Here is a 15457-nt window from a genome sequence, read left to right as displayed (position 1 = left end):
CCTTGGAGCGTCCGGTAAGATGCGGTCGACCGCAGCGTTGGTTCAGTGAACGACTGCTGCTTCCTAGCCGTAACGACCGGTGATGTAGTCTTCAGTCTGCTTCTTCGCCGGATTGGTGAACAGGGTGTCGGTGTCGCCGAACTCCACCAGTTTGCCCATGTACATGAACGCCGTGTAGTCAGAAACCCGGGCGGCCTGTTGCATGTTGTGGGTAACGATAACGATGGTGAATTTGGATTTCAGCTCGTAGATCAGCTCTTCCACTTTCAGCGTCGAGATAGGGTCCAGAGCCGAGCACGGTTCGTCGAGCAACAGAACTTCCGGCTCCACGGCGATAGTACGGGCAATCACCAGACGTTGCTGCTGACCACCGGACAGGCCAAGTGCCGACTCGTGCAGGCGGTCCTTGACCTCCTCCCACAGCGCCGCGCCCTTAAGCGCCCATTCGACCGCTTCGTCGAGCACACGCTTTTTGTTGATGCCTTGAATGCGCAGGCCGTAAACCACGTTTTCATAGATGGTTTTCGGGAACGGGTTAGGCTTCTGGAACACCATCCCGACCCGGCGACGCAGCTCGGCGACGTCTTCACCCTTGCGGTAGATGTTGTTGCCGTACAGATTGATTTCACCTTCCACGCGGCAGCCGTCGACCAGATCGTTCATCCGGTTGAAGGTACGCAGCAGGGTCGACTTGCCGCAGCCGGACGGGCCGATGAAGGCGGTCACGCGCTGCTTGGGAATGTTCATGCTGACGTCGAACAGTGCTTGTTTGTCGCCGTAATACAGGCTCAGGCTCGGCACTTCGATGGCGACGGTTTCTTGCGCCAGACTCAAGCTTTGCTTGTCGCGCCCCAGGGCGGACATGTTGATGCCGTGGCTATGTGCTTCGTGCTGCATGGGATGCTCCCTACGCTAACAAATTCGATTCAGTTGGCCGCTGGCCTCACGAGGCGGGCCAGCGGTAATGCCGTTCTGTAGGAGCGAGCGGTGCGGCGATCCGACTTGCCCGCGATGCCGCCGGTGAGTTTTAACCGGCTCACCGCGGTGATGCCATCGCGAGCAAGCTTCGCTCCTACAGGGGCGGCGGCGATTAACTATCCAAAGCTTTGTATTTTTCGCGCAGGTGGTTACGAATCCACACTGCCGACAGGTTAAGCGTGGCGATCACCAGCACCAGCAACAGCGCCGTGGCGTACACCAGCGGCCGTGCGGCTTCGACGTTCGGGCTTTGGAAGCCGACGTCATAAATATGGAAGCCCAGGTGCATGATCTTCTGGTCCAGGTGCAGGTACGGGTAGTTACCATCCATCGGCAGCGACGGGGCCAGTTTCACCACGCCCACCAGCATCAGCGGCGCCACTTCACCAGCGGCGCGGGCCACGGCGAGGATCATGCCGGTCATCATCGCGGGGCTGGCCATCGGCAGAACGATCTTCCACAGCGTTTCCGCCTTGGTCGCACCGAGCGCCAACGAACCTTCACGCACTGTGCGAGGAATCCGCGCCAGACCTTCTTCCGTGGCGACGATGACTACCGGCACCGCCAGCAATGCCAGGGTCAGGGACGCCCAGAGCAGGCCCGGCGTACCGAAGGTCGGTGCCGGTAGCGCTTCAGGGAAGAACAAACGGTCGACCGAGCCACCCAATACGTAGACAAAGAAGCCCAGACCGAACACGCCGTACACAATGGCCGGAACACCTGCGAGGTTGTTCACGGCGATGCGGATCAGTCGGGTCATCGGGCCCTGACGTGCATATTCACGCAGGTAAACCGCAGCCAGCACGCCGAACGGGGTAACGATCATGGCCATGATCAGGGTCATCATCACGGTGCCGAAAATCGCCGGGAAGATCCCGCCTTCGGTGTTGGCTTCACGCGGGTCGTCGCTGAGGAATTCCCAGGCCTTGTTGAAGTAGAAACCGACTTTGGTCAGCGTACTCATGGCGTTCGGCTGATAGGCGTGAACCACTTTGCCGATGCCGATTTCCACTTCTTTACCGTTGGCATCGCGGGCCGTGAGGCTGTCGCGATTGAACTGCGTGTGCAGGTCACTGAGCTGCGCTTCGACCGCCTGATAGCGGTTGTTCAGCTCGGCGCGCTCCCCGTCCATATCCGCCTGAGCGGCGGCATCGAGCTTGCCGGCCAGTTCCAGCTTGCGAGCATGCAGACGCAAACGTTCGAGGCCGGCGTTGATGGCACCAATATCAGACTTTTCGAGGGCTTTGAGTTGCACGGCGAGCTTGTTGACGCGCTCGACACGGGCTTGCAGTTCCGGCCATGCGGCCTCGCCTTCAGCGATGACCTTGCCGTCCTGCTTGACGTTGACCAGGTAGCCGTAGAAGTTGCCCCACTCACGACGCTCGATGGTCATCAGTTCAGCAGGCGTGCTCTGGTTGGTCAGCCACTCGCCAACGATCCAGGTGAAATCGTTGCCATTGAGGTCACGGTTGCCGACCTTGATCAGCTCGCGGGTCATGAACTCCGGGCCTTGATCAGGTACTGGCAGGCCAGCACTTTTCAGGCGCTCACGAGGCACTTCTTCTTTCTGCACCACTTCGCCGATGACGATGTGATTGGCCTGGTTCGGCACGTTGTAACTGGCGTGCATCAGGTCCGCCGGCCAGAAATGGCCCAGACCGCGCACGGCAATCACTGTCAGCAGACCGAGGGTCATGATGACCGCGATGGACACCGCACCACCGCTGATCCAGACGCCGGGGGCGCCGCTCTTGAACCAGCCTTTTAGGGAGTTCTGTTTCACAGACTTCTACCTTTCTTAAAGCGACGAGTATTTCTTGCGCAGACGCTGACGGATCAGCTCGGCGAGGGTGTTCATGATGAAGGTGAACAACAGCAGCACCAGCGCCGAGAGGAACAGCACGCGGTAGTGGCTGCCGCCGACTTCCGATTCGGGCATTTCCACCGCGACGTTGGCGGCCAGGGTACGCAGCCCTTCGAACAGGTTCAATTCCATGACCGGGGTGTTGCCGGTGGCCATCAGCACGATCATGGTTTCACCCACCGCACGGCCCATGCCAATCATCAACGCCGAGAAGATGCCCGGGCTGGCGGTGAGGATCACCACCCGTGTCATGGTCTGCCATGGAGTAGCACCCAGTGCCAGCGAACCCAGCGTCAGGCCACGCGGCACACTGAACACAGCGTCTTCGGCAATCGAGTAGATGTTCGGAATGACGGCGAAACCCATGGCCAGACCGACTACCAGGGCGTTGCGCTGGTCGTAGGTAATGCCCAGGTCGTGGGAGATCCACATGCGCATGTCGCCGCCGAAGAACCAGGTTTCCATGTACGGGCTCATGTACAGCGACAGCCAGCCTACGAACAGAATCACCGGAATCAGGATTGCGCTTTCCCAGCCGTCCGGAACCCGCAGGCGCAGCGACTCAGGCAGGCGGCTCCAGGCGAACCCGGCCACCAGGATGCCAATCGGCAGCAGCATCAGCAGGCTGAAGATGCCCGGCAAATGACCTTCGACATACGGTGCCAGGAACAGACCGGCGAAGAAACCGAGGATCACCGTCGGCATCGCTTCCATCAGCTCGATCACCGGTTTGACCTTGCGGCGCATGCCCGGAGCCATGAAGTACGCGGTATAGATCGCGGCCGCGACGGCCAGCGGTGCGGCCAGCAGCATGGCGTAGAACGCAGCTTTCAGCGTACCGAAGGTCAGCGGCGAGAGGCTCAGCTTGGGTTCGAAGTCGGTGTTTGCGGCGGTCGACTGCCAGACATACTTAGGCTCGTCGTAGTTTTCGTACCAGACCTTGCCCCACAGCGCGCTCCAGGAAACCTCCGGGTGCGGGTTGTCGAGCAGCAGCGGTTGCAGCTTGCCTCCCGCCTCGACGATAACGCGGTTGGCTCGTGGCGACAGACCGAAAATACCGGCGCCGTCGACCACTGGTTCAACCAGCAAGGTGCGGTGGGCGGTGCTATGGAACACACCGAGCTTGCCCGAGGCGTCCAGGGCGATGAAACCTTTGCGACGTTCTTCAGCGGTGATTTCAACGATCGGCGTGGTGCTCATCTGGAAGGTCCGAATCTGCTTCAGACGCAGCTCGCCATCCGTGTCACGGGCCATGAACCACTGGGCCAGGCCGCCTTTGGAGTCACCGATGATCAACGAGATACCGCCCACCAGCTGGGTACTGGCAGTCACTTCGGCATTGCCGTCTTCGAGCAGCTTGTAGCGACCGTTGAGGCTCTTGTCGCGCAGGCTGTACACGTCGGCCTGGGCACGACCATTGACCACGTACAGCCATTGCTGGCGCGGATCGATGTAGATCGCTTTGACCGTCTCGGTCATTTGCGGCAGTTCGATGCGGGTCTGATTACTGGTGACTTCACCGGTCATCATGTTTTCTTCGCGGGTCAGCGACAGCACATGCAGCTGCGGACCGGTAGAGCCGGCAACCACCAGCGCCGATTCGGTGGCGTTGAGGCTGACGTGCTCAAGGGCGCCGCCCTGCTCGTTCAGCGCGATCGGCGTTTCACCGTACGGGTATTCGATGGCCGGCGAAATGGTCTTCTTGCCATCCGGGTAGCTGACTTTGTAAGTGTGGCGGAACACCAGGGCCTGGCCGTTCGACAAGCCAACCACCACCAACGGATGCCCCGGCTGGTCTTCACCAATGGACGTCACGCTGACGCCGGCCGGAATCGGCAGGTTCACGCGGCTCAATTCGGCACCACTGTCAATGTCGAAGAACAACGCCTGACCTTTGTCGGAAACCCGCATGGCGACCTGGTTCTGCTCTTCAAGAGAGATCATCAACGGCTTGCCGGCGTCTTGTATCCAGGCAGGGGTGATGGCGTCCTTGGCGGTCAAGTCAGCGCCCTGGAACAGCGGCATCACGACGTAACCGAGGAAGAAGAAGATCAAGGTGATTGCGCCGAGGACGGCCAGACCGCCTATCAGCACATACCATTGGGTCAGACGGTCTTTGAGCGCGCGGATACGGCGCTTGCGTTGCAGCTCAGGCGTATTGAAGTCAATTCGCTTGGGGGGATTGGTAGTCATGGTGGAATTGGCCAGATCATTCATGCGCACACCCTAGCGGTCCTGTATGACAAAAAGATGACAATGCAGTGACGCGACAAATCCGCCGCGTAGCAGAGCTGGCAGCGGACCGGAAAATGGGGGGCGTAGGAGCGAGGCTTGCCCGCGATTCAGTCGACTCGATCTGACTGGATCACCGCGGTGATGCCAGCGCGAGCCAGCATCGCTCCTACAGGCCCGGGTTAAGCCCCCGGACCTAAGGTGTTACTTTTTTACGACTTCACCGCCGCCTTCTTGCAGGCCCAGGTCAGCCAGTGCTTTTGCAGCAACCTTGGCTGGCAGAGGGATGTAGCCGTCTTTCACAACCACTTCCTGCCCCTGCTTGGACAGAACCAGCTTCACGAACTCGGCTTCCAGCGGGGCCAGAGGCTTGTTCGGGGCTTTGTTGACGTAAACGTAGAGGAAACGCGACAGCGGGTATTTGCCGTTCAGGGCGTTTTCTTCGCTGTCTTCGATGAAGTCAGTGCTGCCTTTTTTGGCCAGAGCCACGGTCTTCACGCTAGCGGTTTTGTAGCCGATGCCCGAGTAACCGATACCGTTCAGCGAGCTGCTGATCGATTGTACGACCGAAGCCGAACCTGGTTGTTCGTTGACGTTTGGCTTGTAGTCGCCTTTGCACAGGGCTTCTTCTTTGAAGTAGCCATAGGTGCCGGATACCGAGTTACGACCGAACAGCTGGACTGGCTTGTTGGCCAGGTCGCCGGTCACGCCCAGGTCACCCCAGGTTTTCACTTCGGTTTTGGCGCCGCACAGACGAGTCGAGGAGAAGATCGCGTCGACTTGTTCCATGGTCAGGTGCTTGATCGGGTTGTCCTTGTGCACGAATACGGCCAGGGCATCCACAGCGACCGGGATTGCGGTCGGCTTGTAACCGTACTTCTGCTCGAAGGCAGCCAGTTCGGTGTCTTTCATCTTGCGGCTCATCGGGCCCAGGTTCGAGGTGCCTTCAGTCAGCGCAGGTGGCGCAGTGGCGGAGCCAGCGGCCTGAATCTGGATGTTTACGTTCGGGTATTCTTTTTTGTAGTTCTCGGCCCACAGGGTCATCAGGTTCGCCAGGGTATCGGAACCGACGCTGGACAGGTTGCCCGACACACCAGTGGTCTTGGTGTAGCTCGGGATAGCAGGGTCAACAGCGGCAACCGCATTAGCAGTCGCAACGCCAGCAGCGACAAAAGTCATTGCCGCCATCAAACGCTTCAGTTTCATGCCTTACTCCTAGCAGATAGGGTGAATTGGATCGGGGCCAAGTATCTGTAGGCCGTGTGAACACTCTATGACTGGAATATGACAATTAGATGAAGGTCCGGCATTCGATCAGAAGGCTGGACCTTGAGGGAGAAGGTAAAGCAAACGCAGAGTTGATGCGGGTTTTAGCGAGCTTTACGCCACAGATACAGGCCCACCAACAGCCCCATGCTGCAAATTACTGCAACATAATAGGCAGGACCCATCGGGCTTTCCTTGAGTAGCAGGGTGACGATCATCGGGGTCAGACCGCCGAAAATCGCGTAGGCCAGGTTGTAGGAGAATGACAAACCGCTGAAGCGCACTACGGCCGGAAACGCGTTGACCATCACGAATGGCACCGCGCCGATGGTGCCGACGAACAAACCGGTCAGCGAGTACAGCGGGAACAGCCAGTCAGGGTGGTTGAACAGGCTGTGATAGAAGGTCCACGACGTCAGCAACAGCGCCGCGCTTCCAAACACGAACACCCTGCCCGCGCCGAAACGGTCAGCCAGTGCGCCGGAAGCGACACAACCCAGGCTCAGAAACACGATTGCCAGGCTGTTGGCCTGCAACGCGGTGGTCGCCGAGAAGTGGTAGACCGTCTGCAGTACGGTCGGAGTCATCAGAATGACCACAATGACCCCCGCAGAGAGCAACCAGGTCAGCAGCATCGAAATCACAATCGCCCCGCGATGATCGCGCAGCACGGCGCGCAACGGCACTTCTTCGGCCAGGGCTTTGCGCAGTTGCAGTTCAGCGAACACCGGGGTTTCGTGTAGCCAGCGACGCAGGTACACCGAAAACAGCCCGAACACCCCACCCAGCAGGAACGGGATACGCCAGGCGTAATCGGAGACTTCGGTTGGGCTGTAAATGCTGTTGATCGCCGTGGCGACCAATGAGCCGAGCAGGATCCCGGCGGTCAGGCCACAAGTCAGCGTCCCGCAGGCGTAACCGATGTGCCGCTGCGGTACGTGCTCGGACACAAACACCCAGGCGCCTGGCACTTCACCGCCGATGGCCGCGCCCTGGATAACTCGCATCAGCAGCAAGAGAATCGGCGCCCACATACCGATCTGCGCGTAAGTCGGCAACATGCCCATGATCAGCGTCGGCACGGCCATCATGAAGATGCTCAAGGTGAACATCTTCTTGCGCCCCAGCAGGTCACCGAAGTGTGCCATGACGATGCCGCCCAACGGCCGGGCCAGATAACCAGCCGCGAAAATCCCGAAGGTCTGCATCAGGCGTAGCCACTCCGGCATGTCCGCCGGGAAGAACAGCTTGCCGACCACCGTGGCGAAGAACACGAAGATAATGAAGTCGTAAAACTCCAGTGCCCCACCCAAGGCAGAGAGCGACAAAGTCTTGTAATCGTTGCGGGTCAACGGACGTGCGGCTTGTGCTGGCTGCGCAATGCTCGAGGGCACACTGGTCATGGCAAGGGCTTCTCTTATAGTCAGGTCTGGAAGCCGCAACAGCGCTGGTTGGGGCCTGGCAGGTTTGGCACGATAGCAAATTGTTCGAAAAAGCACATAGATGAGCGCAATTGACGGTCAAAATGAGAACCGGACGGTCGTCGCGAGGTCTACCGATCGATATACTCGCAATCTACGGGTAAACACCCGCACGCAGAGGGTTGCTGTGCGAAAGCGCCGTTGGGCACCAACCAGCCGGTTTCGCAGAGTTTCCCTTTAGTACGCCTTACGAAAAACGTGACGAACGTAGTATGTTCGGGCTGAATCGTTTTTCCCGAGACGGCTATTCACCCGCAGCACACTGTAGAGTCACGGGTCAGAGGCACCCCCGGCATGATAGAGCTCGAACAAGAAGATCCTATTCCGCAAGGCGATCTGGCCCTGCAAATCACCGCGCTTCCTCGCGAAACCAACGGTTTTGGCGATATTTTCGGTGGTTGGCTGGTCGCGCAAATGGACCTGGCCGGCACGGCGATGGCCAGCAAAGTCGCTGGCGGACGCGTGGCAACGGTAGCGATTGATCGCATGGCGTTTCTGGTGCCGGTCGCGGTCGGAGCGCAACTGTCCTTCTATACCCAGGCGCTGGAAATCGGCCGCAGCTCGATCCAGATGATGGTCGAGGTCTGGAGCGACGATCCACTGTCCAGCGAATGGCGTAAAGTGACCGAAGCGGTGTTTGTCTTCGTCGCCATCGATGGCAGCGGCCGGACCCGTTCGGTGCCTCCACGGCGTTAAACTCATGGACCCGTTGCGGGTCCATTGCAGTCATTGTTTCCAAGTGAGATCTGCAGCATGCCTACGCCCAACGTTGAAGCTGTGAAACTGGATGAACTGAACTGCTGGCGCATCCGCCACGGTCAGGCCGAATTGCTGGTGGCCCAACAAGGTGCGCACATCCTCAGCTATCAGTTGGCGGGGCAACCACCGCTGATCTGGCTCAACGATGAGGCCGCGTTCAAAACCGGCAAGAGCATTCGTGCCGGCGTTCCGGTGTGCTGGCCGTGGTTCGGTAATCTGGCGCGCAACCCGCAAGGCGTTCAGGACATGCGCCAGAGCACTGAACCCGCCACCGCCCACGGTTTGGTAAGGGCGATGGACTGGGAGTTGGACGGGATTGAAGCTGAAGGTGAAAACCTGAAGGTTGAATTCGTTCTGCCTCAGCCCGAAGGCGGCTTGCCTGGCTGGCCGCACAAGGTTGATTTGAAGCTGAGCATTCGTCTGGATGAGCAACTGCACATCAGCCTCACCAGCCACAACCAGGGTACTGAAAGCGTGAGTATCAGCCAGGCGCTGCACAGCTACTTTGCAGTCAGCGATGTGCGCAACGTGCACATCGAAGGACTGGACGGGGTGAGCTATATCGAAACCCTGGACGACTGGAAAACCTGTATTCAGGCCGGTGATTTGCGCTTTGCCGGTGAAACTGACCGCATCTACCTGGATACGCCTGAACAGCTGAACATTGTTGACCCGAGTTGGGAACGGCGCATTCAACTGACCAGCCGCGGCTCGCGCTCGGCGGTGATCTGGAATCCGTGGATCGAACGCGCCAAACAATTCAGCGACATGGCCGACGATGGCTGGCAGCGCATGCTGTGCATCGAAACGGCGAATGTGATGGATGATGTGATAACCCTGGCGCCGGGGGCGAGTCATACGCTGGGCGTGAGTGTTGCCAGCAAGCCCCTTTAACACCACGAAACCAATGTGGGAAGCGTCGTCCGACCCTTCCCACATTAAATCGGTGCCCAAATGTCTGGCGCGGTTATAGATCCGACTCTTTCACCACCCTAACCTTCGCCGCATCCAGCGCATACGCCGCATCAGCCAGGTCATTGTTGACCTTCTCGACTTTCAGCGTGCCGGTTACCCACAGCGGCGTATAGATATCATCGAGCTTCAAACCCTTCGGATAACGCACCAGCACCAGTTGATTGGGAGGCGGCGGCGGTACGTGGATGCAGGCGCCTGGGTATGGCACCAGGAAGAACAGCGTGCTGCGACCTTTGGCATCCGTTTCCAGCGGCACCGGGTAACCACCGATACGGATGTCCTTGTCGTTCATCGCCGCCACGGTTTTGGTCGAATACATCACCGCAGGCAGGCCTTTACTCTGTTTCAAGCCACCCTTGTCAGTGAATGTCCCATTGGCTTCGGGCGAGTTATGGTCAATTTCCGGCATTTGTTCGAGGGCTTTCTGGTCCGACTTTGGCATCAGTTCGAGCCAGTCGGTTTCCGGCAGTTCGCCGGCATGGGCCAGGCCACTGCCCAGCAGAAGAAGAGTCAACAGAAGACGGCGCATGGGTTTGCTCGGAAAAGGAAGAACAGTGGAACGCCGAGCATTCTAGTGCCCTATTGCGTAACTGCGTTCAACTTTTGACAAGTGAATAGCGTTTTCAGGCAAGGCGCGGCGACGAGTCATAGTCTGCTATGGCGAAGAGCTGGATGCGGTCAAAGGTGAACAGTCATTTCGAGACGGGCACCACTCTCCGCGTTCCGCGCAGAGAGGGTTTTGTCGCTTTAATCAGCTCTTTTTGACCAGGCCGTAGATCACCAGAAGGACGATTGCGCCAATCAGTGCGCCGATGAAGCCCGCCCCCTGACCCGCATGATAGATGCCTAATGCCTGGCCACCATAGGTCGCCGCCAGCGAACCGCCGATACCGAGCAGGATGGTCATGATCCAGCCCATGCTGTCATCGCCCGGCTTCAGGAAGCGTGCCAGCAGACCAACGATCAAGCCGACAAAGATGGTTCCAATAATATGCATGGCATTTCCTCTGTATGAAGTGGTTATGCCGAAGCCTAGTCAGCGCTTTGGCATCCTGCCATCAGAGAACGGCGGTGACCGAAGGTTCCCGCCAACCCAAGGGATTTCTTACTCGGCGATCAGCGCTTCGACCTTGAGAATCTGCCGCTCAAGGGTGGCCTTGTCTGCGCAGCGCAAGGTGGCGTGACCGACCTTGCGGCCGACCTTGAACGCCTTGCCATAATGGTGCAAATGGCAATCGGCAATGGCGATGATCTTCTCCACGGCCGGTACTTCACCGATAAAGTTGAGCATTGCGCTTTCGCCGACCTTGGCGGTCGACCCCAGCGGCAGACCGGCCACCGCCCGCAGGTGGTTTTCGAACTGGCTGCACTCGGCGCCTTCGGTGGTCCAGTGCCCGGAGTTGTGGACCCGCGGGGCGATTTCGTTGGCCTTGAGGCCGCCGTCGACTTCAAAGAACTCGAACGCCATCACGCCAACGTAATCCAGCTGCTTGAGCACGCGGCTCGAGTAGTCTTCGGCCAGGGCCTGCAGCGGATGGTCGGTGCTGACCACGGACAGACGCAGAATGCCGTTGTCGTGGGTGTTGTGTACCAACGGGTAAAACTTCGTTTCGCCATCGCGGGCACGCACGGCGATCAGCGAGACTTCGCCAGTGAACGCTACGAAACCTTCCAGCAGGCAGGCGACACTGCCCAACTCGGCGAAAGTGCCCGCCACGTCGGCGGCGCTGCGCAGAACCTTCTGACCCTTGCCGTCATAACCTAGAGTACGGGTCTTCAGGACTGCCGGCAGACCAATGCTGGCCACGGCTGCGTCCAGATCGGCTTGCGAATGGATGTCGGCGAACGCCGGAGTCGGAATCTCGAGGTCCTTGAACATGCTCTTTTCGAACCAGCGATCCCGGGCGATGCGCAGGGCTTCGGCGCTCGGGTAGACCGGCACGAACTGCGACAGGAAGGCCACGGTTTCAGCCGGGACGCTCTCGAATTCGAAAGTCACCAGATCCACTTCATCGGCCAGCTGGCGCAAGTGATCCTGATCGCCGTAATCGGCCCGCAGGTGTTCACCCAGCGCCGCTGCGCAAGCATCCGGTGCCGGATCAAGGAAAGCGAAGTTCATCCCCAGCGGTGTACCCGCCAGAGCCAGCATGCGACCCAACTGGCCGCCACCGATTACACCGATCTTCATCGTCAAAAACCTCAGGCGACGCGTGGGTCTGGATTTTCCAGAACGCTGTCTGTCTGCTCAGCGCGGAATTTTTTCAGCACAGTGTGAAATTGCGGGTGCTTGGCACCAAGGATGCTCGCTGACAACAGCGCGGCATTGATCGCCCCGGCCTTGCCGATGGCCAGCGTGGCGACCGGAATGCCCGCCGGCATCTGCACGATGGACAGCAGCGAGTCGACGCCCGAGAGCATCGACGACTGCACCGGCACGCCCAATACCGGCAGGTGCGTCTTGGCCGCACACATACCCGGCAAGTGGGCAGCGCCACCGGCGCCGGCGATGATCACCTCGATGCCACGCGCTTCGGCCTCTTCGGCGTACTGGAACAGCAGGTCCGGGGTACGGTGGGCAGAGACCACTTTCACCTCGTAAGGGATGCCGAGCTTTTCCAGCATATCGGCGGTGTGGCTAAGGGTGGACCAATCGGACTTGGAGCCCATGATCACGCCAACCAGTGCACTCATCGTCGTGCCTCTTCTCTCTGGGCGCCCGCAGGCGCGTCAAAAAACAACAAGCCACGCGGGAAAACCGGCGTGGCTTGTTATACGAATCAAGGCCGGTTAAACCGGCCGAAGGCCGCGCAGTATACCGTAAAGAGACAGATAAACAGACCCCGGTTCGACCATCTGTCATATGGCGCAAAGTGGTGATTTTATTGACTCGAAGGTCAGGGCAATACACCACAAATCCAGTTTGGGAGCGGGCTTGCTCGCGAAAGCGGACTGTCAGTCACATTAATGCTGGATGTGCCGCCGTCTTCGCGAGCAAGCCCGCTCCCACATTGGATCTTCGTTGGCTTCAGGATCCTGTTGTGCCTTGCGCCGCACCACCTTCCAGCTTGCGCCACAATAAACGGACGTTGGCCTTGCGCACCAGGGCGCAACGATACAGGCGGATCTCCAGCGGCACATGCCATTGCGGGCCACCGCAGACCACCAGCTCACCTCGCGCCAGTTCGGCGCGCGCGCTGAGCTGCGGTACCCAAGCGATGCCCAGGCCTTCCAGCGCCATGCTTTTGAGGCTGTCGGCCATGGCAGTTTCATAGATGGTGGTGAAACGCAGGGCGCGCTGACGCAGGAGCATGTTCACCGAACGACCGAGGAAGGCACCGGCGCTGTAAGCCAGCAACGGCACGCTGGCTTCGCCTTCCAGGTCAAACAGCGGTTTGCCGTCGGCATCGGCGGCGCAGACCGGGAGCATTTCAGTGTGACCCAGGTGCAGCGAGGGAAAGATTTCCGGATCCATTTGCATGGCCGCATCGGGATCATAGAACGCCAGCATCAGGTCACAACCACCTTCGCGCAGGGCATGCACGGCGTCGCCGACGTTGGTCGCAACCAGCCGCGTGGCGATGTTCAAGCCTTCGTTGCGCAGTTGCGCGATCCAGCGCGGGAAGAAGCCCAGCGCCAGGGAATGCGCGGCGGCGACCTGTATCACTTCGCCCTGCCCGCCTTCCAGATGATGTAAATGGCGCAACACTTCGCCGAGCTGCTCGACCACGGTACGCGCGGTCACCAGAAACAACTGTCCCGCCGCCGTCAGTTCGATTGGCGTGCGCGAGCGGTTGACCAGCGTCAGCCCCAGTGCCGCCTCAAGACTGCGGATCCGCCGACTGAACGCTGGCTGGGTGACGAAACGTCGCTCGGCAGCCTGGGAGAAACTGCGGGTGGCGGCCAGAGCACTAAAGTCCTCAAGCCATTTGCTTTCCAGATTCATCACGCCCTCCCGGACACGCACCATTTTAGGTCACACGTTCGACGCCCAAGCGGCGTCACATCGACATTATGCCGTTTATGCATAGGCTAGTGCTTAACAGCATTGGCCGTAAATTGCCCCCAAGCCTAGCATTGGCAGCGTTCCGGCACAGACCGGGTCCATATCGAGATGATTTCTATCATGTCCTCCGCTGCATCTTTCCGCACCGAAAAAGACCTGCTTGGCGTACTCGACGTACCGGCTCAAGCGTATTACGGCATCCAGACCCTGCGAGCGGTGAACAATTTCCGTCTCTCCGGCGTTCCGATTTCGCATTACCCGAAGCTGGTTGTGGGCCTGGCCATGGTCAAACAGGCCGCTGCCGACGCCAACCGTGAGCTGGGTCACCTCAGCGAAGCCAAGCACGCTGCCATCAGCGAAGCCTGTGCCCGTCTGATCCGCGGCGATTTCCACGAAGAGTTCGTGGTGGACATGATTCAAGGCGGCGCTGGCACTTCGACCAACATGAATGCCAACGAAGTCATCGCCAACATCGCGCTGGAGGCCATGGGTCACCAGAAGGGCGAATACCAGTACCTGCACCCGAACAACGACGTGAACATGGCGCAGTCGACCAACGACGCCTACCCGACGGCCATCCGCCTGGGTCTGCTGTTGGGTCACGACGCGCTGCTGGCCAGCCTCGACAGTCTGATCCAGTCGTTCGCCGCCAAAGGTGAAGAATTCAGCCACGTCCTGAAGATGGGTCGTACCCAACTGCAAGACGCCGTGCCGATGACCCTGGGCCAGGAATTCCGCGCCTTCGCCACGACCCTGAGCGAAGACCTGGCGCGCCTGAAAACACTGGCGCCTGAGCTGCTGACTGAAGTGAACCTGGGCGGCACCGCGATCGGCACCGGCATCAACGCCGACCCGCGTTACCAGCACCTGGCTGTTCAGCGCCTGGCCCTGATCAGCGGTCAACCGCTGGTACCGGCTGCCGACCTGATCGAAGCCACCTCCGACATGGGCGCCTTCGTGCTGTTCTCCGGCATGCTCAAGCGCACCGCGGTCAAGCTGTCGAAGATCTGCAACGACCTGCGCCTGCTGTCCAGCGGTCCACGTACCGGCATCAACGAAATCAACCTGCCAGCGCGTCAGCCAGGCAGCTCGATCATGCCTGGCAAGGTCAACCCGGTTATTCCTGAAGCGGTCAACCAGGTGGCGTTCCAGATCATCGGTAACGACCTGGCGCTGACCATCGCGGCCGAAGGCGGCCAGCTGCAGCTGAACGTAATGGAGCCGCTGATCGCCTTCAAGATCTTCGACTCGATCCGCCTGCTGCAACGCGCCATGGACATGCTGCGCGAGCATTGCATCGTCGGCATCACTGCCAACGAAGCCCGCTGCCGCGAACTGGTCGAACACTCGATCGGTCTGGTCACCGCTCTGAACCCGTACATCGGCTATGAGAACGCCACCCGCATCGCTCGCATCGCGCTGGAAAGCGGCCGCGGCGTGCTGGAACTGGTGCGCGAAGAAGGCTTGCTCGACGAAGCCATGCTCGACGACATCCTGCGCCCGGAAAACATGATTGCTCCGCGTTTGGTGCCTCTGAAGGCCTGACCAACGCCGGCTCTCAAGGCATAGCACTGCTCACCAGGATGAGGGACTAGACACCTCTCACCTTTTGAGGGCTTGGAGATTACTCTCCAGGCCCTTTTTTTTTAACTTGTTTGCAACAACGCAGAACCTGTGGGAGCGAGCTTGCTCGCGATGAACGATGACGCGGCTTTCCTGAAAAACCGCGGTGCCGGCATCGCGAGCAAGCTCGCTCCCACAAGAGCCCGACGCCATAAAGTCGGGTGTTTCAAGGCTTCGTTTCGGCGCTTGCACCACAACTGTGCAGACGGACGCCGCACTGATAGGTATAGTGCCGCCCCTCTTCGCGTGAGCGGTCGTCAGTAACGAGGCCAAAAC

Annotated in this window: 13 protein-coding genes; 3 read left to right on the top strand and 10 right to left on the bottom strand. The window is 59.6% G+C overall.

The genetic code is table 11. The annotated features are described in order from the left end of the window. Positions 1 to 63: 63 nt before the first annotated feature. From pstB to AC07O1_RS04275, 5 genes are all read right to left on the bottom strand, one after another. The gene (gene pstB, locus AC07O1_RS04295) at positions 64 to 897 is read right to left on the bottom strand and encodes a phosphate ABC transporter ATP-binding protein PstB (RefSeq protein WP_494990944.1); all 834 of its coding nucleotides are present in this window, start codon (positions 895 to 897) and stop codon (positions 64 to 66) included. A gap of 193 nt (positions 898 to 1090) precedes the next feature. Continuing rightward, entirely contained in the window at positions 1091 to 2761 is a 1671-nt protein-coding gene (pstA, locus tag AC07O1_RS04290) for a phosphate ABC transporter permease PstA (protein WP_495088007.1), read from the bottom strand. 15 nt (positions 2762 to 2776) lie between these two features. Beyond that, positions 2777 to 4810, bottom strand: a complete 2034-nt coding sequence (locus tag AC07O1_RS04285; protein ID WP_495088189.1) for an ABC transporter permease subunit — start codon at positions 4808 to 4810, stop codon at positions 2777 to 2779. A gap of 468 nt (positions 4811 to 5278) precedes the next feature. Further along, positions 5279 to 6280 (bottom strand): phosphate ABC transporter substrate-binding protein PstS, encoded by a 1002-nt coding sequence (locus AC07O1_RS04280; protein ID WP_494990946.1) that lies wholly within the window; start codon positions 6278 to 6280, stop codon positions 5279 to 5281. A gap of 164 nt (positions 6281 to 6444) precedes the next feature. Next, positions 6445 to 7743: an MFS transporter gene (locus tag AC07O1_RS04275; protein ID WP_495010465.1), complete on the bottom strand. Its 1299-nt coding sequence runs from the start codon at positions 7741 to 7743 to the stop codon at positions 6445 to 6447. A gap of 372 nt (positions 7744 to 8115) precedes the next feature. Between AC07O1_RS04275 and AC07O1_RS04270 the strand changes: the two genes are divergently transcribed. Both AC07O1_RS04270 and AC07O1_RS04265 read left to right on the top strand, forming a co-directional pair. Further along, positions 8116 to 8517, top strand: a complete 402-nt coding sequence (locus AC07O1_RS04270) for an acyl-CoA thioesterase (protein WP_150640794.1) — start codon at positions 8116 to 8118, stop codon at positions 8515 to 8517. A gap of 57 nt (positions 8518 to 8574) precedes the next feature. Beyond that, on the top strand, positions 8575 to 9474 hold the full coding sequence (locus AC07O1_RS04265) for a D-hexose-6-phosphate mutarotase (protein ID WP_495088006.1): 900 nt from the start codon (positions 8575 to 8577) through the stop codon (positions 9472 to 9474). 73 nt (positions 9475 to 9547) lie between these two features. Here AC07O1_RS04265 and AC07O1_RS04260 read toward each other — a convergent pair whose 3' ends face one another. From AC07O1_RS04260 to AC07O1_RS04240, 5 genes are all read right to left on the bottom strand, one after another. Then, positions 9548 to 10084, bottom strand: coding sequence for a DUF3299 domain-containing protein (locus AC07O1_RS04260; protein ID WP_494990949.1), 537 nt, complete (start codon positions 10082 to 10084; stop codon positions 9548 to 9550). A gap of 222 nt (positions 10085 to 10306) precedes the next feature. Then, positions 10307 to 10552, bottom strand: a complete 246-nt coding sequence (locus AC07O1_RS04255; protein WP_494990950.1) for a GlsB/YeaQ/YmgE family stress response membrane protein — start codon at positions 10550 to 10552, stop codon at positions 10307 to 10309. Positions 10553 to 10660: 108 nt separating this feature from the next. Then, positions 10661 to 11743 carry a 5-(carboxyamino)imidazole ribonucleotide synthase gene (locus AC07O1_RS04250; protein ID WP_495088005.1) on the bottom strand — a complete coding sequence of 361 codons (1083 nt, stop codon included), beginning with the start codon at positions 11741 to 11743 and terminating at the stop codon, positions 10661 to 10663. A gap of 11 nt (positions 11744 to 11754) precedes the next feature. Further along, positions 11755 to 12246: a 5-(carboxyamino)imidazole ribonucleotide mutase gene (gene purE, locus AC07O1_RS04245; protein ID WP_494990952.1), complete on the bottom strand. Its 492-nt coding sequence runs from the start codon at positions 12244 to 12246 to the stop codon at positions 11755 to 11757. Between the two features lie 334 nt (positions 12247 to 12580). Further along, a complete protein-coding gene (locus AC07O1_RS04240; protein WP_494990953.1) occupies positions 12581 to 13498 on the bottom strand; it encodes a LysR substrate-binding domain-containing protein in 918 nt (305 codons plus the stop codon). Positions 13499 to 13678: 180 nt separating this feature from the next. On the opposite strand from AC07O1_RS04240, the gene aspA reads away from it, so the two are divergent. Continuing rightward, positions 13679 to 15103 (top strand): aspartate ammonia-lyase, encoded by a 1425-nt coding sequence (gene aspA, locus AC07O1_RS04235; protein WP_494990954.1) that lies wholly within the window; start codon positions 13679 to 13681, stop codon positions 15101 to 15103. Positions 15104 to 15457 lie beyond the last annotated feature (354 nt).

It is taken from the genome of Pseudomonas sp. GW821-FHT07G10, assembly GCF_059418545.1.
Note: the sequence above shows the minus strand (reverse complement) of the source record. Positions and strands in the feature narration are given on the sequence as shown.